Consider the following 22,126-nt stretch of genomic DNA (forward strand, 5'->3'; position numbering starts at 1 on the left):
CGGTTGGTGGTGGTGCCGCTACCGGTTCCGGCTGGGGGGTTGTTGGTGGTGGTGCCGCTACCGGTTCCGGTTGGGGGGTTGTTGGTGGTGGTGCCGCTACCGGTTCCGGTTGGGGGGTTGTTGGTGGTGGTGCCGCCACTGGTTCCGGTTGAGGTGTTGCCGGTGGTCGTGCTAGTGGTTCCGCCCTGGGTGTTGCCCTGGCCGCCGATCTGCGTGCCGCCGATGACATTCCCCGTGCCGCCGTTGATGGTGTTGTTGACGTTGCTGTTGACGTTGTTCGTCACCTGATTCACCACGGAGGGCGGCAGCCCGAGCCTCTGTGCTTCGGCTTGAGCTGTCTGGCGGCCGATCGCGGCGGCCTGCGACTGCGAAGCCCCGTTGCGCGCCGCCTGCTGCGCCGCCGCGGTCCCCTTGGCGGTGGCCGCTGCCGCGCCGGCCTTACCCGCTGCGCCCCCTGCGCTCCCTGCGCTCCCGGCCCCGCCCGCACACTGGACGGAGCCGACAGAGATCGGGCCGCCACCGCTGATGCTGGCCTGAATCCCGCCCTTTGTGTCCGCGGACGTGCGAGAGACTGATGAGCCGTTACGAGTGAGGTCGTACGACTGGCTCGGAGTGAAGCCGCTGCCGCTCACCACATCGCCTTGCAGGCTGCATATCGCCCCTGGGGCGGCGGCCGGAGCGGCGGAAGCCAGAGAGGCCGGAACAATGCCGACGGCCGATCCTGCGGACACCACCGCCGCAATGGCGGCTGCGAGAATTGCTTTTCTCATCGACTTCCCTCCAGTTGCGGAGTGGGGCCAAACCGAGAGATTCGGGCCCGGATACGGGACCGTCGACCCAGTTGAATGAGGCATCGCGCGGAAGAAACACGCGCCCAGGGCCCCGAAAACTTGCACGGTCGACGTAGCGACTCAAATTCGATACTGATCTCGCGCATCGACTGAGTCAAATCGGATGGCAGGTCAGGAAAAAGAGTCACTGCCCTGCCTGTCGCCAGAAATAGCTACACCGGCCCGCACCGAGGCGTCGTACTGACGCATGTATCCACTGGCCAGCAGCGCAGCGACTGCAGGCGACCTGGGCGGACCTGGTACGGCGGGTGACCGAAACCGACGACCGGGACCGACAGCGACCCGGACCAGGAGCAGGAAACCGTTGTCGTGCCGGTTCGTCGGGTGTCCCTTCGAGTGCGGTGCCTCGGTCCCCTGATCTTCCGGGTCCCGAGGCCGCCGGACGCCCCGGTCTCAGATCGCCCCGAGGAGTTCTCCGGCCTGTGCCGTACCGTCGAGGCGGGCCTTGATCTTGGCGAACGCGGTCTCGCGGGAGGTGGACCGGTCGTCGGCGAACGGGGCGAACCCGCTGTCGTCGCAGGTGCCGAGCTGGTCGACGGGGATGTGGCGGGCGGCCCGGAGGACGCGGTCGCGGACCTCTTCGGCCGTTTCGATCCGTGGGTCGACGGGGTCGGTGACTCCGACGAACACCCGGACTCCGGGCCGCAGTTGGTCGGCGATGATGCGCAGGACACGGTCCTGGTCCGGCTCGCTCGCCAGTTGGAGGTAGTAGGTGCCCACCTTGGTCTGGAACAGGGCGGGGATCAGTTCGGCGTAGTCGACGTCCAGGCTGTGGGTGGAGTCCTGGTCCGCGCCGGGGTCGGTGTGGATGCCGATGCGGGCGCGCTCGGCCTCGGTGAACCGCTCCAGTACGCGGTTGTTCAGGGCGACGAAGTCCCGCAGGAGTCCGCCGCTGGGGTCGAGCTTCAGGGACAGCCGGCCTTCGGTGAAGTCCAGCTGCACGACGTGCGCACCGGCGTCCAGGCAACCGCGGATCTCGGCCTCGGCCTCGGCCGCCAGGTCGTCGAGGAACTGCTCGCGCGGGTAGCCCTTGATCCCGTCCGGCGGGTAGAGCAGGCTCAGCGCGGACGGCGCGACGACCGCCTGCTTCACGGGGAGCGTCGTGTACTGCCGGGCCGCCCGCAGGTACTGGGCGGCGTTGGTCTTGTAGCGCAGGGGACCGGCGGTCAGGAGCGGCAGTTGGCGCTGGTGGCCGTCGGCGTAGGGGATGACGACCCCGCCCTCGGCCAGGTTGTCCAGTCCGGCGAGGGGATAGGTGAGGAAGCTGGGCTTGGTCTGCTCGCCGTCGGTCACCACCGGCGACCCGAGCGACTCCAGGGTCTCGACGGTCTCCTTGACGGCCTTGTCCTGAGCTGCCGTGAGTGCCGCGGCGTCCAGCCGGCCGCTCTCGAATTCGGCCATCGCGCTCAGCAGTTCGGGGGAACGGGGGATGCTGCCCATGGGCTCGGAAGGGATCACGCCCGCAGCCTAGAAGCAGAACCGCAACAAACCGGCTGAAAGGGACTCGCTCGGTGCCGGTGCCACCCGTCGGGGTGGAGGGGAGGCGGCGATTGGCGCCCCGGGCCCTGTTCCGCGACGTCCTGTTCGGGCCTTCCTCGGCCGACGCGATCGGCGTACACGGTCACTCCGAGTGGGTGACCCCTCCCGACACCCGAACGCGAAGCACGGATATGAACGTGTGTTTGCGCTTGGATCTCGGTGTCGCTCCCGGCCCGGAGGCGCACCGCCCTCGGCTTCCTCCTGACGGGAAGGCCATGCCCGGCACCGTCCGGCGCCGCGCCGTCCTCGTCCCCTGACGCGGTGACGCGGTGCCGCGCCCTTACCTGGAGAGAGCCGTGGTGCTGCACGCGGAAGTGGTGGTCGTCGGAGCCGGCATGTTCGGCGCGGCGGCGGCCAAGTACCTCGCCCGGAGCGGCGCCGACGTCCTGGTGATCGGTCCCGGACAGCCACCGCGGGACGGCGCCCCGGCCTCGCTCGCCGCTTTCGGCGCCCATCACGACGAGGCGCGGATCGTACGACGTCTGGGGTGGGACCGGGTCTGGGGCACGCTGGACACCCGCTCGGCCGACCGCATGCGCGCGCTGGAGGCCGAGTCCGGGATCGGCTTTCTCACCGAGTGCGGTGCCCTGGCCCTGATGGGCAAGGGGGTACGAGACCGGACGGCCGAGATGCTGCGGCTCTCCGGCGCGGCGGGTGTCGGGGTGGAGGAACTCTCCGGCACCGCCCTGGGCCGGGAGTTCCCCGACCTGGCCCTGCCTCCGGTGGCCGGCGGGGTCGACGGCCTCCTGGAGCGGCACGGCGCCGGGTACCTGAATCCGCGGCTCCTGGTACAGGCGCAGTTGCGACTGGCCTCTGCGGCCGGGGCGCGACTGCTGACCGGCCAGGTGGCGGCCGTACGGAAGGATCTGTCCCCACACGGGCGTTGGCTGCTGCGGGGGACAACGGCGGACGGCGTGGCCGTCCGGGCACGGGCGGAGCGGGTCCTCGTCGCGGCCGGAGCCCTCGTCGGCCAGAGCGGTGCCCTGCCCGTCGGGTCCCGGCTCGATCTGCACGCCTACACCGAGCCCAACCTGCTCTTCGAGGTCGCCGCGGGGGAGCGGGAACGGCTGCGGGCCCTGCCCACCGTCGTGGTCGTCGACCCCGAGGACCGCGGCAACGACAACCTGTCGGTCTACCTTCTGCCGCCCGTCCGATACCCCGACGGCAAGTGGTACGTCCGGCTCGGCCCCGGCATGCAGCCCCTCGTCCGCGAACTGCGGACCGCCGAGGAGACGCTCGCCTGGTGCACCGGCGGGACGATCACCGCCGAGCAGGCACGGTTCCTCACCGCCATGATGCGTACGCTGATCCCCGCGCTGGAGCCCGTCTCCGTACGCCCGGCCTGCTGCGTCGTCGACAAGACGCCGACCCGCCATCCGTACATCGGCCCGCTCGGCCCGCTCGGCCCAGGCGGGCACGACGGGCACGACGGGCTCTTCGTGGCCGTCGGCGGGAACGGCCACGGTGCCCGCGGCTCCGACGAGATCGGACGCCTCGCCGCGACCCTCGTCCTGGGCGGGGAATGGGACTTCCCCCTGCCGCGGGAGGTCTTCGAACCGGTCGCCGCCCCCTTGCCCCGGACGTCAGGGGCGGACCGCCCGGCGTATCTCACCCCGCCCTTCGGGCTCTGCTGACGGCGCCGGAGGCCGGTCGGCCGGTGGCGTTGGGGGGTGCCGGGCATCGGATCGGACCAGAGAACGAACTTTGGATAATTTCTTCACATAAGCCCGAATGTGTTCGAACGGGCGTGTGTCGCGCTCGGTCGGTGAGTCGGTCCCCGGACGGCAGGGGATGCAGGGCCTGGCGGAAGAACGCAGTTCGCTCCGCCCCTCTCCCCACGCCGACCGCGGGAGGTCAGCCATGCCCGTCATCACGCCACCCGGACTTCAGTGGGCGGCCCCACACGACCTCGCAGGACAGTTTGCCGAAACCTTTCATGGGCTGACCGCCCGGTGTCCGTGACCTGCTCGGTGTCGGCGACGGAATCGACGTGACGTTGGTGAAAATCGACGCGGTGTAGACTTTGTGGGTGAGGGGGCGGTCCTACTCCCTCCCGAGACCTTTCTGGAGGAGCGGTGCAGCAGCAGAAGTGGCTCATCACCGGCGTCAGCACGGGCCTTGGGCGGGCCTTCGCCCAAGCCGCCCTGGCTGCCGGGCACACCGTCGTCGGCACGGTCCGCTCCGAGGGGGACCTGCGGGCCTTCGAAGGGCTCGAACCCGGGTACGCGCACGGCCGCATCCTGGATGTGACCGACGACGCCGCCGTCTCGCGTGTGGTCGCGGAGGTGGAGCGGAGCGTCGGCCCCCTGGACGTCGTCGTCGCCAACGCGGGCTACGGCCTGGAGGGCACCTTCGAGGAGACGCCGCTGGCCGCCGTGCGGCGGCAGTTCGAGGTCAACGTGTTCGGTGCGGTGGCCACGCTGCAGGCGGCCCTGCCCCATATGCGCCGGCGCCGCCGCGGGCACCTGATGGCCGTCACCTCCATGGGCGGGCTGATGGCCGTGCCCGGCATGTCCGCCTACTGCGGCAGCAAGTTCGCCCTGGAGGGCATCCTCGAAGCGCTGGGCAAGGAGGTCCGGCAGTTCGGGATCCATGTGACGGCGATCGAGCCCGGGTCCTTCCGCACCGACTGGGCCGGACGGTCCATGACACGCGCCGAGCGGTCCGTCGACGACTACGACGAGCTGTTCACCCCCATCCGGGAAGCGCGGCAGAAGGCCAGCGGGAACCAGCTGGGCAACCCGGCCAAGGCCGCGGACGCCGTCGTACACATCGCGTCGGTCGAGCGGCCGCCGGCCCACCTGCTCCTTGGCTCGGACGCGCTGCGACTGGTCACCGCCGCACGCACGGCCGTGGACGAGGACATCCGCGCGTGGGAGACGCTCTCCCGCACCACCGACTTCGCCGAGGGCGCTCAGCTCTGATGTCCGCCCGACACCCCGCGCGGAGCCGGCGCACCACCGAACGCAAGGGTGACGTCCGGGAGCGGGCCATCCTCGACACCTGCGAAGCCCTGCTGGCGCAACAGGGCTATGACGCCATGACCGTGGGCGACATCGCACAGGGTGCCGGCATCACCCGTGCCGCCCTGTACTTCTACTTCGGCTCCAAGCAGGAAGTGGTCACGGCCCTCGTGGCCCGGACCGTCGAGCACCTCTGGGAGCGGTCCCGGGCCACCGCGGTGACCGACGAGCCACGCCAGGCCGTCGCGGCCGCCATGCGGCGCACGGTCGAGCTGTGGAACGAGCACGGGCTGGTCATGCGTACGGCGATCGACCTGTCGTTGACCGTGCCGGAGATCGGCGAGCTGTGGAGCCACACGGCCGACCTGTTCATCACCGCCATCACCGCCGTCCTGGAACGGGCCGGCGTCGAGGCCGGCACCGAACCGGAGCAGGCGTCGGCGATGGCACGCGCCCTGTGCTGGATGATCGAGCGGACTTTCTACCATGCCTCGCAGGACTCCCGTGAGGAGTTGCAGAGGGCGTCTGCCACCTGCGAACACATCTGGCTGATCAGTGCGGGCCTGACCGGCTGACGCATCCGGTGCGGACAGTGAGGCGCGGGACCGCACCCCGTGACTCCGGGGCATGCCGTTCAGTGGGCGGGGCGGCGGGCGATGCGCAGGGAGCCGAGGTCCACGGCGGCACCCAGGGCGCGAGCGCGGACCAGGACTCCTGCGGTCCGTACCGTGATCATGGCGAGCACCATGAGGACGAACGCGGTGCCGTAGGCGGTGCCGGGCACGCGGTGCTGGATCGAGAAGGTCACCAGGGCGTGGGTGAACCAGTGGGTGGAGCCGTAGGCGAAGCCCAGGCGCAGCACCATCGCGAGGGTCCACAGTGCGGCGTACGGCCAGCCTGCCACGGTCACGAGCCGCGAGTCGGCGGGGTCCTTGCGGACGTGGATCAGGGCGACCGAGGCCAGCCCGAACAGCAGCCCCACCGCGAGCCCGGCGGCCTCGATCAGGTGGGCGGTGCTGCCGGAGGGGATGGTGCGCAGGTACTTGAAGCCGACGCCGACGGTGACCGCGACGGGGAACAGCAGCCGCCTGGCGTCCGGGCGGCGGGTGCCGAGCTGGGTGGCGAGGATCGCGACGAACAGGCCGGTGTAGAGCAGGTAATCGCTGACGCTCATGGAGTCCTCCAGGAAGGGTGACCGCTCATCTACATCTCCAAAGATGCATCCCAGCAGATTCATCTGTCAAGATGGATCTGCTGGGATGCATAAAGAGAGATGTATCTTGGAGGTATGGAGATGAGCGACCTGTACCAGCTCGGCCGGCGCCTCGCCGAAATCGCCCTCGAGGACATGGGAGCCAACGAACTCGGCCTGGCGCCGGGCGAGTTCCTCGTCCTACAGGACCTCTACCTGAACGCGCGCAGTCCCATCAAGGACATCGCCCGGCGTACCGGTCTGGCCCAGAGCCGGGTCTCCACCAGCGTGCGGTCCTTCACCGAACGCGGCTGGGTCACCACCTCGGCCGATCCCGACGACGGCCGCAAGACCCTCGTCGACCTCACCGACGGCATCCGGGCCGCAGGCGCCCAACGCCGCGCCGCAGGCGCGAACAGGGCCCTGGCCGCGGCCCTCGCCGCGGCGGACGACGACGAGCGGGCCGCCCTCATCGGCGCCCTCGCCCGCCTGCACCAGCTCCTCGTCGCCGGCCACGCCCCCCGCCGGTTCCCCGACCCGGCCACCGCGCCACCGGCCCCCGACGGGACCCGGCCGATCTGACCCGTGCGGGTCGGGGACGGTGATGGTGGTGCCGTACCTTGCGACGCCGCGTCAGTAGCTCCTTGGGCGAGGGAGGCGAGGGATTCGTGAGGCCTCAGGGCTGAGGGCTGCGTCCTTGGAACGTGGCTCGGCGGTGTCAGGGGTGTGTGCTGTCACCGTCGACGTACGTCGCCAGGGCTGTCGCCGCGGCCGTGAGGTCCGTGTGGATCGTCCGCTCGTGGACCGTCAGGTCCTGTTGCCTGCCGACGACCGACACCGCGGCTCTGATGCGTCCGGCGGTGTCGCGCACGGGTATCGCGTACTCGGTGACGCCGTGTTCGAACTCACCGTGCGCCGCGACGACACCGCGCAGACGGTCACGGTCGTTGGCCGCGGCGACCTCCCCCGCCGAGTGGGCCGCGTTGGGGCCGCCGACGCCGATCAGCTCGTAGTCCTCTAGCAGGGTGGCGATCTCCTCGGCGGTGTGGTCGAGGAGCAGCGCCCGGCCGGCGCCCGTGCACCAGCACGGGGTGACGAGACTCGCCCCGCCCTGCCACTCCTGGGCGAAACCCGCGGCGGACTCGGCGCGCAGCAGCCGGACCTGGACCCCGTCGCGGACGGAGAGCCGGGCGCCCGCACCGTGCTGGACGGCCAGGCGGCGCAGGAGCGGGCGGCTGCGGCCCAGCAGGCCGGGGTGCAGGGACGCCGCGGTGGTGAAGAAGGCGCTGCCGGCGCGGAGCGTCGAGTCGTCGAGGCGCTCCAGGAAGCCCTTGTCGCACAGGTCCTGGGTGGTGCGTGACGCTTTGCTGCGCTCGACGTCGACCTCGTCGGCGAGCCGGCTGACGTTGAAGCCGTTCCGGCCGGAGGTTTCCCGGTCCAGGACCGTGTTGACCATCCGGAGGGCCATGCGCAGCGAGGAGGCCGTTCCCATGCCAGGCGGGCGGGGGGTGGGGCCGTTCTTCGTCACCTCCGCACTATAGCGAGCCGGTGATCAGCGGTCCGGTGCCGCGTCGTCGACGCCGGTCGCAGGACGAGCGGTGAGCGCCCGGTGCACATCGGCAGTCCTTCCGGTCGTTTCGGCATGGCTTCGCTGACCGGCCCGCGCACGAGGCTGTCCGTGGTCGGGCCGCCAGGTGGGCGGTGCCGCTGGAGAAGGAGGACCGGATGACCCGATACGACCTCGCGCTCATCGGATTCGGCGGCGTGAACCGTGCGCTCGCCGAGCTGATCGCCGGCCGCGGAGACGCGCTGGAGGCCGAACTCGGCTTCGCGCTGCGGGTGGTGGCCATCACCGACCTGCGGGCCGGCTCGCTGGTCCGCACGGACGGGGAGGGGATCGACCTGGCTCCGCTGCTCGCCGTCGCCCCCGGCGAACTGGACTTCTCCCCGATGGACGGCGGCAGCGCGGACCCCCGCAACGAGTGGGTGATCCGCGAGGTGCCCGCCGACATCGTGGCCGAGGCGACCTTCACCAACCCCACGGACGGCGAGCCCGCGCTGTCGCACGTGCGGTGGGCGATCGAGGCCGGCAAGCACGTGTGCACCACCAACAAGGGGCCGGTCGCCCTGCACTGCCAGGCCCTGCGCGAACTGGCCCGGCGGCACGGCGTGTGCTTCGAGTTCGAGGGCACGGTGATGTCCGGCACCCCCGTGCTGCGCACCGCCCGCCGGATGTTCGGCGGCCTCGCCGTGACCGGCTTCGAGGGCGTCCTGAACGGCACCTCCAACTACGTCCTCGGCCGCCTGGAGTCGGGCCTGTCCTTCGCGGACGCGGTCGCCGAGGCCCAGGCCCTGGGATACGCGGAGGCCGATCCGACCGCCGACGTCGAGGGGTACGACGTCCAGCTGAAGGTCATGATCCTCGCGAACGAGGTGCTGGGCGCCGACCTGACCCGCGCGGACGTGCCCTGCACCGGGATCTCCGCCCTCGCCGCAGAGGACGTCCGCCGGGCCGCCGCCGAGGGGCTGCGCTGGAAGCTGGTCGGCTCCGCCGCCCGCCGCCCGGACGGCACCGTCGAGGCCCGGGTCGCCCCGGTCGCGCTGCCCGACGGGCACCCCCTCGCCGGGGTCACCGGGCCCGTCAACACCGTCGCCTTCCACACCGACCTGCTGGGCACCGTCACGGTCGGCGGCCCCGGCGCCGGACGCATGGAGACGGCGTACGCCCTGCTGTCGGACGTCATCGGCATCCATGAGCAGAGCACGGTCGCTGACAACAAGACCCTTCAGGAGGTCCGTCGTGGCTGACACCGCCCTGAGCGCCTCCCTCAGCATCGGCATGGCGCCCGTGCGCAACCCCTACACCGGCGAGACCATCGGCTCCGTCTGCCTCACCCCGGCCACCGCCGTGGACGACGTGCTGCGGCGGGCCCGTACCGGGCGGGAGACGGCCCGTCGGCTCTCCCGGGCCGCCCGTGCGGCCGTGCTGGACGGCGCGGCCCGGCTGATCGAGGAGCGGGCCGAGTCGTTCGCCCGGCTGATCGTCGCCGAGGCGGGCAAGACCCTGGTCCAGGCCCGCAAGGAGACCGGCCGCGCGGTCAACACCCTGCGGCTGTCCGCCGCCGAGGCCCGCCGCAACGCGGGCGAGGTGGTGCCCTTCGACGCGTACGCGGGATCGGAGGGCCGGCTGGGCTGGTTCACCCGCGAGCCGCTGGGCGTCATCGCGGCCGTCACGCCGTACAACGACCCGCTCAACCTGGTCGCGCACAAGCTCGGCCCCGCGGTCGCGGGCGGCAACGCGGTCGTCCTCAAACCGTCCCTGCTCACCCCGCTGTCCGCGCTGCGGCTGGTCGACACCCTGGTCGAGGCCGGGCTGCCGGAGGAGGTGGTGACCGTCGTCAACGGCGGCGCCGAGCTGGGCGCGGCCGTGGTGGCGGCGCCGGACGTGCGGATGGTGTCCTTCACCGGCGGGTTCCGCACCGGCGAGGCCATCGCCCGTACCGCGGGCCTGAAGAAACTCGCGATGGACCTGGGCGGCAACGCCCCCGTCCTGGTGCTCGCGGACGCCGACCTCGACGCGGCCGTGGCGGCGTGCGTCTCCGGGGCGTTCTGGGCGGCCGGGCAGAACTGCATCGGCACCCAGCGGATCCTCGTCGAGCGCGAGGTGTACGCGGAGTTCCGGGACGCCTTCGTCGAGCGGACCCGGCGACTGCGGGCCGGGGACCCGGCGGACGTGCGCACCGACGTCGGCCCGATGATCAGCGAGCAGGCGGCGGCCGCCGCCGAGGCCACGGTCACGGCCGCGCTCGCCGAGGGCGCACGGCTGCTGTGCGGGCACGAGCGGGACGGCTCGCTGTACGCGCCGACCGTGCTGGAGGACGTGCCGGGCACCTCGGCGATCTGGCGCGACGAGGCGTTCGCGCCGGTCGTCGTGCTCCAGCCGGTGGACTCCTTCGAGGAGGCCGTCGAGCGGGCCAACGAGATCGACTTCAGCCTGCACGCAGGCGTCTTCACGGGCTCGCTGGACCGGGCGATGGCCGCGGCGGAGCTGCTGGAGGCCGGTGGCGTGATGGTCAACGACTCCTCCGACTACCGCTTCGACGCGATGCCGTTCGGCGGCTTCAAGTACGGCAGCATGGGCCGCGAGGGCGTGCGCTTCGCCTACGAGGAGATGACCCAGCCGAAGGTGGTCTGCCTCAACAGGGAGCCGGCGTGAGCGAGTTGGGCACCGGGTTCCGGATCGAGTCCGACGCGCTCGGGGACGTGGCGGTGCCCGCCGGGGCGTACTGGGGTGTGCACACGGCCCGGGCGCTGGAGAACTTCCGGGTCAGCGGGGTTCCCGTCGGCGCCCATCCCCCTCTCGTGCGCGCGCTGGCGCAGGTCAAGCACGCGGCGGCGCTCGCCAACGGCGAGATCGGGGTCCTGGAACCGCACAAGGTGCGGGCGATCGCGGCGGCCTGCCGGGCCGTCGCGGAGGGCCGGCACCACGACCAGTTCCGGGTGGACGTCATCCAGGGCGGCGCGGGCACCAGCACCAACATGAACGCGAACGAGGTGATCGCCAACCTCGCCCTGGAGCACCTGGGCCACGAGCGCGGTCGCTACGAGCACCTCGACCCGCTGGACGACGTCAACCGCTGTCAGTCCACGAACGACACCTACCCCACCGCCCTGCGCATCGCCGTCAGCGCCGCCCTGACCGAACTCGCCGCCGAACTCACGCTTCTCTCGGCCGAGTTCAGAGCAAAGGGCGAGGAGTTCGCGGACGTCGTGAAGGTGGGCCGCACCCAGTTGCAGGACGCCGTACCGATGACGCTGGGCCGGGAGTTCGCGGCCTTCGGCGTGACCCTCGCCGAGGACGTCCAGCGGATCGGCGAGACCCTGCCGCTGCTGGCCGAGACCAGCCTCGGCGCCACCGCGATCGGCACCGGCATCGCCGCCGAACCGGGCTACGCGGAGGCGGCCGTACGACACCTGCGCGCACTGACCGGACTCGACCTCACGCCTGCCGCCGACCTGGTGGAGGCCACCTCGGACACGGGCGTGTTCCTGCTGGTGTCGGGGGTCCTGAAGCGTACGGCGGTGAAGCTGTCGAAGGTGTGCAGCGATCTGCGGCTGCTCGCCAGCGGACCGCACGCGGGCCTCGCGGAGATCAACCTGCCTGCCCTGCAAGCCGGTTCGTCGGTGATGCCGGGCAAGGTGAACCCGGTGATCCCCGAGATGGTCAACCAGATCGCCTTCGCGACCGCGGGCGCGGACGTGGCGATCACCATGGCCGCCGACAACGGGCAGTTGCAGCTCAACGCCTTCGAACCGCTCATCGGGCACCTGCTGTTGCAGCACATCGGCTGGCTGACGCACGGCTGCGCGGCGCTGCGCACCCGCTGCGTGGCGGGCATCACCGCCAACCGCGAGCACCTCGCGCGCACCGGCGCCGGAACCGTCGGCGCGGTGACGGCGCTCGCCCCGCGCATCGGCCACGAGACCGCCGCCGACGTCTCCCGGGAGGCGGCGCGGACCGGGGCGGACGTGGTGGACGTCGTCGTACGACGCGGGCTGCTGGACCGTACGACAGCGCTGCGCCTCATGGCCGCGGACGTCACCGCGGCCGGCTGACCACCCGGGACAGCGCCAGCGCCGTCACCGTGTCCCGTACACCGGGCATCTGGGCCATCTGCTCCCAGATGCCCTGTACGCGTTCCAGGGAGGCCGCCTCCACGCTGACCAGCAGGTCGAACTGACCGCTGAGGACATCGCAGGAGACCACCTCGGGGATGCGTTTGAGCGCGGCGAGGACGTCTCCGCCGCGCATCCGGTCCTCGCGGTAGACCAGGACGTGCGCGGCGACCACCGTGCTGTCCGGCCCGTGGGACGGGCGGACGATCGTGTAGCCGCCGATGTGCCCCTGCCGCTCCAGGCGTTCGACGCGCTGGCGGACGGCGTTGCGGGACAGCCGTACCCGCTGGCCCAGTTCGGCGTGGGAGATCCGGGCGTTGCGGGTGAGTTCGGTGATGATCTGCTCGTCGATGGCGTCCATGGCGCGGTGCCTTTCTCCTCACGGGTCTCCGGACGGGCGAAAGCTCCGGCGGCCGGGTCAGGACGGCCGCCGGAGCCGGCGGTGCGGCGGAGGTTCAGTCCGCCTGGTGCAGGGCGAAGACGCGGGCCGGGAAGCCCGAACCGCCCTGCGGCTTGGGCCAGGTGGCGACGATCAGGGCGCCCGCCTCCGGTACCCGGTCGAGGTTGGCCATCAGCTCGATCTGCCAGCGGTCCCGTTCCAGGACGTAGCTCTCCAGGCTGAAGTCCCCTGCGGACGTGGCCAGTCCGGGGTCGGTGTCGGTCTGCTCGTGCCCGATCGCGGTGACGCCGGCCTCCTCGAAGAGGTAGGTCAGCACCTCGGCGGACCAGCCCGGGTAGTGGCTCACCCCCGCCGCGTCCTTGTTGGCCATGGCGGCCGGGTCGGGCCAGCGGCGGCCCCAGCCGGTGCGCAGCGCGACGAACGCCCCTTCCGGGACACGGCCGTTGCGCGCCTCCCAGGCCGCCACGTCGGCCGTCGTCGGTACGGCGTCCGGGTCGGCGTCGACGCGCTCGGTGATGTCGAGGACGACGAGCGGCAGGATCATCTCGTCGACGGGTATCTCGTCCAGGGTCCGGGCGCCGTCGACGAAGTGCACGGGCGGGTCGACGTGGGTGCCCCACTGCCCGACGATCGTGTACAGGTGCACGTTGAAGCCGTCGCCGCGGGACATGTCGAAGGGCATCTCGCGCTTCTCGTCCGGGAAGGCCGGGAAGTGCGGCTGGCCGGGGTGGAAGGCGTGCGTGAGGTCGGTGCGCACCGTCTTGCCGATCAGTTCCCGGTGCAGGGCCCAGAGGGGCGGTTCGGGGGTGCCGTCGGTCACGGTGGTGTGCGATGTCATGCGTGCTGGTCCTCTGTTTCGACGGTGTTCTTCAACAGCTCGGCGAGTTCGGCCGGTTCGGTGACGTACGCGAGGGCGCCCGCCGACTCCTCGGGAGCTCCGTACCCCCACCGCACATGGACGGCGGGGATCCCTTCGGCGGCGGCGCTCTCGATGTCGTAGGCGCGGTCGCCGACCATCAGCGGGCGGCTGACGTTTGCGCCGGCCGCCCGCAGCCGGGCGACGCACTCCCGGATCACCAGCCGTTTCGTCGTACGGCCCGCTTCGTCGGACACCCCGCAGACGGTGCTGAGGCGGGAGTCGAGGCCGAAGCGGCGGGCCATCAGCTCGGCCTGGTCCTGCACCTTGGAGGTGGCGATGCCCAGCGGGAGCCCGCGCGCGGCCAGGGTGTCGAGGAGTTCGGGTATCCCGTCGTAGACGGTGGCGGCGGACGCGCCGGTGCGGGCGTAGGACGCGCGGTAGGCGGCGAGGGCGGCCCGCGCGGCGGGCTCGGGGAGGCCGACGACGTCGCGGAAGGTGTCGTACATCGGCGGGCCGACGAAGGTGCGCAGGGTGGGCGCGTCGGGGACCGGGGCGCCGACCGCCCGCAGGGCCTCGGCGGCGCTGGCGGTCACGCCGGGGGCGGAGTCCACCAGGGTGCCGTCGAGGTCGAGCAGGACGCAGGTGGGCGGCTTCACGCGGCCGCCCCGGCGGCGGTGCGGCGGCGGCCGTGGCGCAGCCAGTGGTAGAGGTAGCAGCCCGCCACGAACGGGACGCCGAAGTACAGGGCCGTGGCCTGCGCCGGGTCCAGGGCGATGCCGATGAGCGAGGCGAGGCACAGGACGAAGGCGAGGACGGGGACGACCGGGTAGAACGGCGTGCGGTAGGCCAGGGTGCGCGGGTCGCCGCCGTCGCGGACGAAGGCCCGGCGGTGGAAGAACTGCGCGGCGACGATGGACATCCAGACGCCGACGGCGGCGAACCCGGCGATCGACACCAGCACCAGGTAGACGGTCTCGGGTGCCGCGACGCTGCTCACCAGGGAGGCGAGGCCGCCGAGCATGCTGAGCGCCAGCGCGGTCAGCGGGATGCCGCGGCGGCTGAGCCGGCGCAGCGCCTGCGGGGCCTGCTTCTCCTCCGCGAGGGAGAACAGCATGCGGGCGCAGGAGTACAGGCCGCTGTTGCCGGCCGACAGCAGCGCGGTGATGATCACGAAGTTCATGGCGTCGGCGGCGTAGGGGATGCCGAGGGACGAGAAGACGGTGACGAACGGGCTCTCGTCCAGGCCGACCTTGTCGTACGGAATGGTCGCGGCGATCACCGTGATCGCGCCGACGAAGAAGACCAGCAGGCGTACGACGGTGACGCGCAGCGCCTTGGGCACCGCCTCGGCCGGGTTCTCGGTCTCGCCGGCGGCGACGCCGATCAGCTCGGACCCGGAGAAGGCGTAGAACGCGGCGAGCACGGTGACCAGAACGCCGGAGAAGCCGTTCGGGAAGAGGCCGTGGGAGGTTTCGAAGTTCTGCAGGAGGAACGGGTGCGAGCCGCCGGAGGCCAGCGGGTGGAAGCCGAGCAGGGCGGCGCCGCCGAGGATGATGAGGGTGACCACGGCGATCACCTTGACCAGCGAGAACCAGTACTCGGTCTCGCCGAAGACGCGGGCGGAGAAGGCGTTCACGCCGAAGACGACGGCCGCGAAGATCACGCACCAGACCCAGACGCTGATCCCGGGGAACCAGCGCTGCATCAGCAGTCCGCACGCGGTGAACTCGGAGCCGAGGGCGACGGCCCAGGTCAGCCAGTACAGCCAGGCGGTGGCGAAGCCGGTGGCGGGGCCCATCGAGCGGGAGGCGTAGACGTGGAAGGCGCCCGAGACGGGGTAGATGACGGCGAGTTCACCGAGGCAGGCCATCACCAGCCAGACGACGAACGCGCCGACCAGGTAGGCGAGGACGGCACCGAGGGGACCGGCCTGGGAGACGGTGTATCCGGTGCTGAGGAAGAGCCCGGAGCCGATGACACCGCCCATCGCGATCATGACGAGATGGCGGGAGCGCATGGTGCGGCGCAGGCCTTCGGAGGGCGGCTGCGGAGCGGGGCCGGTGGCGGTCGGAGGGTTCTCCGGTACGGCTGAGACGGACACGGCGGTCTCCTCTGCGGGAGCGGGGCGGGGCGGGGAGGACGGGGCGTGGGGGGTGATCGGCAGGGCATGGCGGTGGGGTCGGGCCACTTTCGGGGGTGAGGGGTGCGGGGTGCGCGAGGGGTGGCCGCGCACGGGCAGGAGCGGTCGTCCGGTGCGGGCGACGGGCTCGGGGAGCAGCTGGAGGGGGGTCAGGCCCGGGTGACGAGGTCCATGGGGGCGGAGAGTTCGATCACCGGGACCTCCCAGGGGTGGACGTCGGTGAGGCGGGCGAGGAGCAGGGCGAGTTCGTCGTCGCCGACTGTGGCTTCGACGTACGTGGTCACCGTGAGCGTCGAGGAGAGGAAGCGTCCGCCCACCGAGCCGAGGGTGGGCCGGGCGCCGGTCCGTACGGTGAAGCTCTCCACGCCGAGGGCCACCTCGAACACATCGCCGTAGACGCCGAAGTCCCCGAGTTCGGGTGAGGTCTCCAGGACCCGCAGCAGCGGGGCGAAGGACTCGTCGGAGCGCAGTACGTCCAGGTCGCCCGCCGCGCACGCGGCCAGGGTCGCCGCCGGGACCGGCCAGTGCACCTTGATCGCGCGGACCGTACGGCGCCGTACGGGCTTCCGGTCCTGTGCGGCGGTCTCCGGCGTGATCGTGGTCGTGGCCATGCGTCCTCATCCCTCGGCGTTCGGCGGCGGCTGGTACGAGGATGTTAGGCGTGCATTAAATGCACGGCAAGATGCAGATGCTGCACATTTCCTGATCGTTCCGGAGTGACGTTAGAGTCCGCACCGGCAGGTCACGGGGACGGCGGCCCATGGCGACCCGGGCGGACGCGGGTGTCGGCACGGAGGAGGAGCGCGTGGACTCGAGCGTGACGAAGGGCCTGGACGCGCTGTCGGCGCTCGCCCGCGGCACGGCCGGCGGCCGGGGGCACGGCTCCGGCGTGTCGGTCTCGGAGCTGGCCCGGCAGATGGGCCGCGACCGCAGCCAGCTGTCCCGCATGATCACCGCCATGGCCGCGGAGGAGTTCGTCGTCCGCGACGACGCCTCGGGCGGTGTCACCCCGCACTGGCGGCTCTACTCCGCGGCTCGCGACCTCACCGGGCACCGGCTCCGCACCGACGGACTCACGGCGTTGGAGGGCATGGCCGCCGAGACCGGCGAGAGCTGTTACCTGGGCGTCCTGGTCGGCGACAGCACCGTGACCATCGCCGAACGGGTACCGCCGGGAAGCCGCCAGCTCGGCTCCTGGATCGGCCGCCCCTACCCGGCCTACTGCAGCGACTGCGGTCAGGCGCTGCTGAGCGACGCCGACGACGACGAGGTGGCCGCGGTCTTCGCCCGCACCGAGTTCGTGCGCCACGGCCCCAACACCCCTACCGGCCTCGCCGACTTCCTGCGCCGGCTGGAGCTGACCCGGCGGCGCGGCTACTCCGTCGTCGACGAGGAGGCCGAGCCCGGCCTCTACTCGGTCGCCGTACCGGTCCGCGACTTCACCGGTGAGGTCGTCGCCGCCGTGCAGGTCGTCGGACCGCGACGGCGTCTGGAACCCCGGACCCGGGAATGCGTGGACGCCGCCCTGCGCTGGGGCAGCCGCCTGGAGACGGCCCTGCGCGGGGCCTGAACGGGGCGGGGAGCGGCACGCCTGCGTCAACGGCAGGGGCCTGCGCACGGGTTCGTCGGCAGGGGGCTGCGCACGGGCGAAGGCTCCCTGGAGCGGCCGTCCGTCCGAGTCCGGCCGGGCCCCGGCAACCCGGGGCTTCCGGCGTCACAGCCAGGGCGGCAGGAGTGTCGGTACGGGGCCGGTTGCCCGGCCGGTCGCCCAGGCCAGGAGTTCCGCGGCCGGGGCCTCTGCCGTGGTCGGTGTCCCGGCCGTGGTGGGGCCGAGGCGCCACGTGGTCTCGCGGTCGGTCGGCGCCAGCCGGACGGGTGGGCAGCCCGGCCGGGTGGAGAGGGTGCCGGTGACGTCGTCGAGGAGGGTGTCGACGAGGTCGGCGGGCAGGTCCGCGAAGGCCGGGCCGGCCGCGAGGTCGACCGCGTGCAGCCACACCTCCCGGACCCGCAGCCACGGGATCTCGGCCGCCGGAATGTCCCGGCCGAGAGCGCTGCGCACCGTGGCCTGCCAGACTTCCTCGTCCCGTTCCGAGAGGGCGGACAGGGCGGACAGGGCGGACAGGCTGTCGTCCAGGTCCGCGGCCGTGGACCTCAGCTCCCGACGCAGGACCTCGGGCGGGAGTGTCGCCGAGGACTCGATCTCCCGCGCGCGCTGCTCCCGGTCGGCGTACATCGGGGTCGGGATGCCGGTGCGGGCCCAGGTCGCGAGGCGGGTGAGGGCCTCCGCGTTGCGGGCGACATGGCCGAGGACGTGGGCCCTGGTCCAGCCGGGGAGGGTGCTCGGGACGCGCAGGCCGTCGTCGGCGAGGCGGTCCGCGGCGGCGAGCAGTACGGCCGTGCCCTCGCGCAGCCAGGGCAGGGTCGCGGCGAGGTCGTGCCGGTCGCGCGCGGTCATGACGTACGCCCCAGGCGGGCCGCGAGGTCGGCCCGCAGCGCCTTCTTGTCGATCTTGCCGACCTTGGTGGCCGGCAACTCCTCGACCACCACGAGGTGTTCGGGCAGCTTGAAGCGCGCCACCCCGGCCTCCTCCATGGCGGCCCGGATCGTGTCCAGGGTCGGGGCCTCGTGGTCCGGTCTGGGGACGACATAGAGGCAGACCCGCTCACCGAGGACGGCGTCGGGCGCCGCCACCGCCGCCGTCTGGCTGACGTCGGTCAGCTCGTAGACGAGGTTCTCCACCTCCTCCGCGGAGACCTTCTCGCCGCCCCGGTTGATCATGTCCTTGTCCCGGCCCTCGACGACCAGGTTGCCCTCGGGCGTGCGCCGGCAGATGTCGCCGCTGCGGTACCAGCCGTCCTCCGTGAACGCCCGCTTGTTGTGCTCGGCCGCGCGGTAGTAGCCCCGGGGCGTGTACGGGCCGCGGGTGAGCAGCGAGCCGGGCTCGCCCTCCGGGACGTCCCGGTCCAGTTCGTCGACCAGCCGTACCTCGTCGTCCGGGCACATGGGCCGGCCCTGGGTGGTGCAGATGACGTCCTCGGGGTCGTCGAGGCGGGTGAAGTTCAGCAGGCCCTCCGCCATGCCGAACACCTGCTGGAGGGTGACGCCGAGCAACGGGCCGACCCGGCGGGCGAGTTCGTCGGCCAGGCGGGAGCCGCCGACCTGGAGGACCCGGAGCGACGCGAGCGCGTCCGGCCCGTGCCGCTCGGCGTGCTCCAGCCAGCGGCCCGCGACCGCCGGGACGACCGCCGTGTGGGTCACTCCCTCCGCGGCGACGGTCGCGAAGACCCGGGCCGGCTCGGGGGAGGGCAGCATGACGACCGTGCCGCCCGCGAGCAGGGTGCCGAGGATGCCGGGGCAGCCCAGCGGGAAGTTGTGGCCGGCGGGGAGGCTCACCAGGTAGACGGTGCTCGCGTCGACGGCGCTGACCTCGGCGCTCGCGCGGGCGTTGTACGCGTAGTCGTCATGCGTGCGCGCGATCAGTTTCGGCAGGCCGGTGGTCCCGCCGGACAGCAGGAACACCGCGACGTCACCGCCGGCGGGGGCGGCGGCGTCCAGCCGGGCCCGGTTCGCCCGGCCCGCCGCCGGGTCCGCCGCGGGGGCGCACAGGACGCGCAGGTCCAGGCTGCCCGGGGCGACGTCCGCCCCGGCCACCAGGACGTGCCACGCGCCCTCGGCCTCCTTGCCCAGTTCGTGCGCGAGCGCCTGGTGGTCGAAGCCGCGCAGGCTGTCCGGTACGGCGATGGCGGTGGCCTCGGAGTGCGCGGCGAGGTAGGCCAGTTCGAGGCGGCGGTGGGCGGGCAGGGCCATCACCGGCACGATGCCCGCCCGCAGACAGGCCCAGGTCAGGACGGTGAACTCCCAGCCGTTGGCCAGCTGGACCACGATCCGGTCGCCCGCGGCCAGCCCGAGGTCCAGCAACCGCGCCGCCAACGCGTCGGCGCGGTCGGCGAGTTCGGCGTACGTCAGCCGTACCCGGCCGTCGACCAGCGCGGTCACATCGGGGGTACGGTCGGCGGCCTCGCGCAGCAGCTCGCCGAGCGGGCGGCCCGACCAGTGCCCGGCGGCCCGGTAGCGGTCGGCGTCGGCCTCCGGCCAGGGGACCGTGCCCTCACTGATGGGTGCGGCCATCAGACACCACCTTCTCTTGCGACGGCTTCAGCGGCGTCAGCGGTTTCAGCGACTTCGGTGTCATCTACGGCCTCTACGGCCTCTACGGCTTCTGCGGCGATACACACAGCATCCAGCGCCACGAGGCCGTGTGCGGTCAGCCGCAGCGGGTTGATTTCGATCTCGGCGAGTCCGGGGTGGTCGGCGAGCAGGCCGCCGAGGGCCACCGTGACCCGGCCGAGGGCGGCGGGGTCGAGTACGGGGCCGCCGCGCCAGCCGTCGAGGAGGGCGTGTCCGGCCAGCTCGGTCGGCATGTCCGCGGCGTCGTCGAGGCTGAGCGGCGCGAGCCGGAGAGCGACGTCGGCGAGCGCCTCGGCGGTGGTGCCACCGAGGCCCACCAGGACGACGGGGCCGAACACCGGGTCGCGGCGGGCGCCGACCACGAGGTCGACACCGGGCGGGGCCATCGACTCGACCAGGAACCGGGTGGCGGCCCCGGCTGCTGCTTCGGTGGCCGCTGCGGTGACGCGGGCGGCCGCCTCCTCGATCGCGTCGAGGGCCGCGTCCAGCTCCTGGGGCGTGCGCACGCCGAGCCGGACCCCGCCGATCTCGGTCTTGTGCAGCACGCCCGCGTCCAGCAGTTTGACCGCCACCGGTCCGGGCAGTTCGGCCAGCGCCCGGTGGGCCGCCGTACGGTCGGCGCAGGCGCGGCGGGGCATGGTGGCCACGCCCAGCCGCCCGAGCAGCTCCTTCGCCTGGTCCTCGTCCCACGGCCCGGGGCCCGTGACCACGGATGGGCGAGACACGGGGACCGCTGCGGCCGCCGTACGGCTCCGCGCGCGGGCGTCGGCCAGTAGCGCGCCGGTCATCGCGGCGAGTCCGTGCGGGTCACCGGCCGCCGGAACGCCCCGTTCGAGCAGGGCGCGGCGGACCCGCCGTACGTCCCCGCCCGCGCCGCCGACGCCGAGCAGCATCGGCACGCCGTTCCCGGACACGGCCGCGTCCACGGCCGCGACCAGGTCGAAGGCGCCCGGCTCGTGCAGCGCGTACCCGGCGATCAGGTCCACCGCCGGGTCGGCGGCGACCGCGTCGAGGACGGCGGCGAAGCCGGGGCCGGGGCGGCCGGTGTCCACCGGGTTGGCCTGGTACGTCAGCGGTGGCAGCACCTTGGCGAGCGCGCGCCGGGTGTCCTCGGCGAGTTCGGGGACGGCGGCGCCGCGGCCCCGCAGGTCGTCCAGGAGCAGCAGTCCCGGTCCGGCCTGCGCGGTGACCACGCCCACGCCCGGGGCGGCGGAGGCGGGCAGTCGTACGAGGGACAGCGCGCCGACGGCGTCGACCAGTTCGCGTTCGTCGTCCACCAGGACGGCGCCGGCCTGGGCGAGGGCGGCGCGGGTGGTGCGCCAGGAGGTGGCGAGGGCACCGGTGTGGGAGGCGGCGAAGGCGCCGATGTCGTGGCGGCCGACGACCAGGGCGACGACCGGGCGGGTGCGGGTCAGGCGGGCGACCGCGGCGGTGAGGCGCCGGCCGTCGGCCACGGACTCGATGTGCAGGGCGACGGCGGTGGTGTGCGGGTCCCGCGCCAGGTGGCCGAGGACGTCCTCGGCGGTGACGTCCGCGCCGTTGCCCAGCCCCACGGCGAGGCTCACCCCGTGCCCGGCCTCGGCGAGCAGGAACGCCAGCGCGTGGTTGACACCGCCGCTGGCCGCGACGACGGCGATCCGGCCGGACGGTACGTCGGCCGCTCCGGGCACGAAGCTCGCGGTGAGGCACCGGCCGGGTGCGAGGAAACCGGAGGTGTTCGGGCCGAGCAGCCGGATGCCGGTACGGGCGACCACGTCGGCCAGCTCGCGCTGGTACCGCTCGCCTTCCGGCCCGGCCTCGGCGAAGCCGCCCCCGTAGACCACGGCGGCCCGGGCCCCGGCCTCGGCGGCCTCGGCGAGCGCGTCGGCGCAGACCGGGGCCGGGACGCAGATCAGCGCGAGGTCGACCGGGCCGTGCGAGGCGGCCTCGGCGGCCGAGGCGTAGACGCCGGAGGCCGGATCGGGGTCCCGCGCGTTGACCAGCGCCACGTACCCGGGGAAGGCGGCCACCGACCGCGCCAGTGCCGCCCCCAGCTTGCCGGGGTCCCGGGACGCACCGACCACGGCGACGCCACGCGGGGCGAAGAGGGCGTCCAGCCCGGCTGGGGCCGTCGTGCCGGTCGGTCGGGCCGGGCTTGTGGTGTCGGCCGGTCGGTCCGGGGTCGTTGTGCCGGTCGGATCCGCCGGGCGCGCTACACCGGGCGGTCGGGCCGGGCTTGTCGCGCCGGTCGGTCCGGCTGTGGTTGTGCCGGTTGGATCCGCGGGGCTTGCCACATCGGTCGGATCCGCCGGGTTCGTCACACCGGTCGGACCCGCCGG

Annotated in this window: 20 protein-coding genes; 8 read left to right on the top strand and 12 right to left on the bottom strand. The window is 72.8% G+C overall.

Annotated features, from left to right (window positions below; genetic code table 11):
- Together AB0D85_RS50070 and AB0D85_RS50075 are read right to left on the bottom strand one after the other, a co-directional pair.
- Positions 1-770 (bottom strand): hypothetical protein (locus tag AB0D85_RS50070; RefSeq protein ID WP_362337618.1); only part of this gene is annotated, 770 nt, incomplete at its 3' end.
- A 474-nt stretch (positions 771-1,244) separates the two neighbouring features.
- Positions 1,245-2,291 carry a cobalamin-independent methionine synthase II family protein gene (locus AB0D85_RS50075; RefSeq protein WP_362337682.1) on the bottom strand — a complete coding sequence of 349 codons (1,047 nt, stop codon included), beginning with the start codon at positions 2,289-2,291 and terminating at the stop codon, positions 1,245-1,247.
- 395 nt (positions 2,292-2,686) lie between these two features.
- Between AB0D85_RS50075 and AB0D85_RS50080 the strand changes: the two genes are divergently transcribed.
- From AB0D85_RS50080 to AB0D85_RS50090, 3 genes are all read left to right on the top strand, one after another.
- Positions 2,687-4,024 (top strand): FAD-dependent oxidoreductase, encoded by a 1,338-nt coding sequence (locus AB0D85_RS50080; protein WP_362337621.1) that lies wholly within the window; start codon positions 2,687-2,689, stop codon positions 4,022-4,024.
- A 441-nt stretch (positions 4,025-4,465) separates the two neighbouring features.
- Positions 4,466-5,314 (top strand): oxidoreductase, encoded by an 849-nt coding sequence (locus tag AB0D85_RS50085; protein WP_362337624.1) that lies wholly within the window; start codon positions 4,466-4,468, stop codon positions 5,312-5,314.
- The gene (locus AB0D85_RS50090) at positions 5,314-5,928 is read left to right on the top strand and encodes a TetR/AcrR family transcriptional regulator (protein ID WP_362337627.1); all 615 of its coding nucleotides are present in this window, start codon (positions 5,314-5,316) and stop codon (positions 5,926-5,928) included. The genes AB0D85_RS50085 and AB0D85_RS50090 overlap by 1 nt, the downstream gene beginning before the upstream one ends.
- 59 nt (positions 5,929-5,987) lie before the next feature.
- On the opposite strand, the gene AB0D85_RS50095 is transcribed toward AB0D85_RS50090, so the two are convergent.
- Positions 5,988-6,527 carry a hypothetical protein gene (locus tag AB0D85_RS50095; RefSeq protein WP_362337630.1) on the bottom strand — a complete coding sequence of 180 codons (540 nt, stop codon included), beginning with the start codon at positions 6,525-6,527 and terminating at the stop codon, positions 5,988-5,990.
- A 114-nt stretch (positions 6,528-6,641) separates the two neighbouring features.
- On the opposite strand from AB0D85_RS50095, the gene AB0D85_RS50100 reads away from it, so the two are divergent.
- A complete protein-coding gene (locus tag AB0D85_RS50100) occupies positions 6,642-7,127 on the top strand; it encodes a helix-turn-helix domain-containing protein (RefSeq protein ID WP_362337633.1) in 486 nt (161 codons plus the stop codon).
- Between the two features lie 136 nt (positions 7,128-7,263).
- Here the strand turns inward: AB0D85_RS50100 and AB0D85_RS50105 are convergent, their stop codons facing one another.
- The gene (locus AB0D85_RS50105) at positions 7,264-8,073 is read right to left on the bottom strand and encodes an IclR family transcriptional regulator C-terminal domain-containing protein (RefSeq protein WP_362337636.1); all 810 of its coding nucleotides are present in this window, start codon (positions 8,071-8,073) and stop codon (positions 7,264-7,266) included.
- A gap of 197 nt (positions 8,074-8,270) precedes the next feature.
- Between AB0D85_RS50105 and AB0D85_RS50110 the strand changes: the two genes are divergently transcribed.
- The 3 genes from AB0D85_RS50110 to AB0D85_RS50120 are packed head-to-tail and all read left to right on the top strand — an operon-like array spanning position 8,271 to position 12,161.
- Entirely contained in the window at positions 8,271-9,353 is a 1,083-nt protein-coding gene (locus AB0D85_RS50110) for a homoserine dehydrogenase (RefSeq protein WP_362337639.1), read from the top strand.
- A complete protein-coding gene (locus AB0D85_RS50115; protein ID WP_362337642.1) occupies positions 9,346-10,761 on the top strand; it encodes an aldehyde dehydrogenase family protein in 1,416 nt (471 codons plus the stop codon). Before AB0D85_RS50110 ends, AB0D85_RS50115 begins: the two co-directional genes overlap by 8 nt.
- Positions 10,762-10,766: 5 nt before the next feature.
- Positions 10,767-12,161, top strand: coding sequence for an aspartate ammonia-lyase (locus AB0D85_RS50120; protein WP_362337685.1), 1,395 nt, complete (start codon positions 10,767-10,769; stop codon positions 12,159-12,161).
- On the opposite strand, the gene AB0D85_RS50125 is transcribed toward AB0D85_RS50120, so the two are convergent.
- From AB0D85_RS50125 to AB0D85_RS50145, 5 genes are all read right to left on the bottom strand, one after another.
- Positions 12,145-12,582, bottom strand: coding sequence for an Lrp/AsnC family transcriptional regulator (locus AB0D85_RS50125; RefSeq protein ID WP_362337645.1), 438 nt, complete (start codon positions 12,580-12,582; stop codon positions 12,145-12,147). The genes AB0D85_RS50120 and AB0D85_RS50125 overlap by 17 nt on opposite strands.
- A gap of 94 nt (positions 12,583-12,676) precedes the next feature.
- A complete protein-coding gene (locus tag AB0D85_RS50130) occupies positions 12,677-13,459 on the bottom strand; it encodes a cyclase family protein (RefSeq protein WP_362337647.1) in 783 nt (260 codons plus the stop codon).
- Complete coding sequence (locus tag AB0D85_RS50135) at positions 13,456-14,136, bottom strand: HAD hydrolase-like protein (protein WP_362337650.1); 681 nt, start codon at positions 14,134-14,136, stop codon at positions 13,456-13,458. Before AB0D85_RS50135 ends, AB0D85_RS50130 begins: the two co-directional genes overlap by 4 nt.
- Positions 14,133-15,581, bottom strand: a complete 1,449-nt coding sequence (locus AB0D85_RS50140) for an amino acid permease (RefSeq protein ID WP_362337653.1) — start codon at positions 15,579-15,581, stop codon at positions 14,133-14,135. The genes AB0D85_RS50135 and AB0D85_RS50140 overlap by 4 nt, the downstream gene beginning before the upstream one ends.
- Positions 15,582-15,769: 188 nt before the next feature.
- Positions 15,770-16,231, bottom strand: a complete 462-nt coding sequence (locus AB0D85_RS50145; RefSeq protein WP_362337656.1) for a hypothetical protein — start codon at positions 16,229-16,231, stop codon at positions 15,770-15,772.
- Positions 16,232-16,380: 149 nt separating this feature from the next.
- Here AB0D85_RS50145 and AB0D85_RS50150 point away from each other — a divergent pair, with 149 nt between their 5' ends.
- Positions 16,381-17,190, top strand: a complete 810-nt coding sequence (locus tag AB0D85_RS50150) for an IclR family transcriptional regulator (protein ID WP_362337658.1) — start codon at positions 16,381-16,383, stop codon at positions 17,188-17,190.
- Between the two features lie 144 nt (positions 17,191-17,334).
- On the opposite strand, the gene AB0D85_RS50155 is transcribed toward AB0D85_RS50150, so the two are convergent.
- The 3 genes from AB0D85_RS50155 to AB0D85_RS50165 are packed head-to-tail and all read right to left on the bottom strand — an operon-like array spanning position 17,335 to position 21,871.
- The gene (locus AB0D85_RS50155) at positions 17,335-18,075 is read right to left on the bottom strand and encodes a maleylpyruvate isomerase family mycothiol-dependent enzyme (RefSeq protein ID WP_362337661.1); all 741 of its coding nucleotides are present in this window, start codon (positions 18,073-18,075) and stop codon (positions 17,335-17,337) included.
- Positions 18,072-19,748, bottom strand: coding sequence for an AMP-binding protein (locus AB0D85_RS50160; protein WP_362337664.1), 1,677 nt, complete (start codon positions 19,746-19,748; stop codon positions 18,072-18,074). The genes AB0D85_RS50155 and AB0D85_RS50160 overlap by 4 nt, the downstream gene beginning before the upstream one ends.
- Positions 19,748-21,871 (bottom strand): acetate--CoA ligase family protein, encoded by a 2,124-nt coding sequence (locus AB0D85_RS50165; protein WP_362337666.1) that lies wholly within the window; start codon positions 21,869-21,871, stop codon positions 19,748-19,750. The genes AB0D85_RS50160 and AB0D85_RS50165 overlap by 1 nt, the downstream gene beginning before the upstream one ends.
- Positions 21,872-22,126 lie beyond the last annotated feature (255 nt).

Origin of the sequence: Streptomyces sp. NPDC048277 (assembly GCF_040652235.1) — a bacterium.
Lineage (GTDB): Bacteria > Actinomycetota > Actinomycetes > Streptomycetales > Streptomycetaceae > Streptomyces.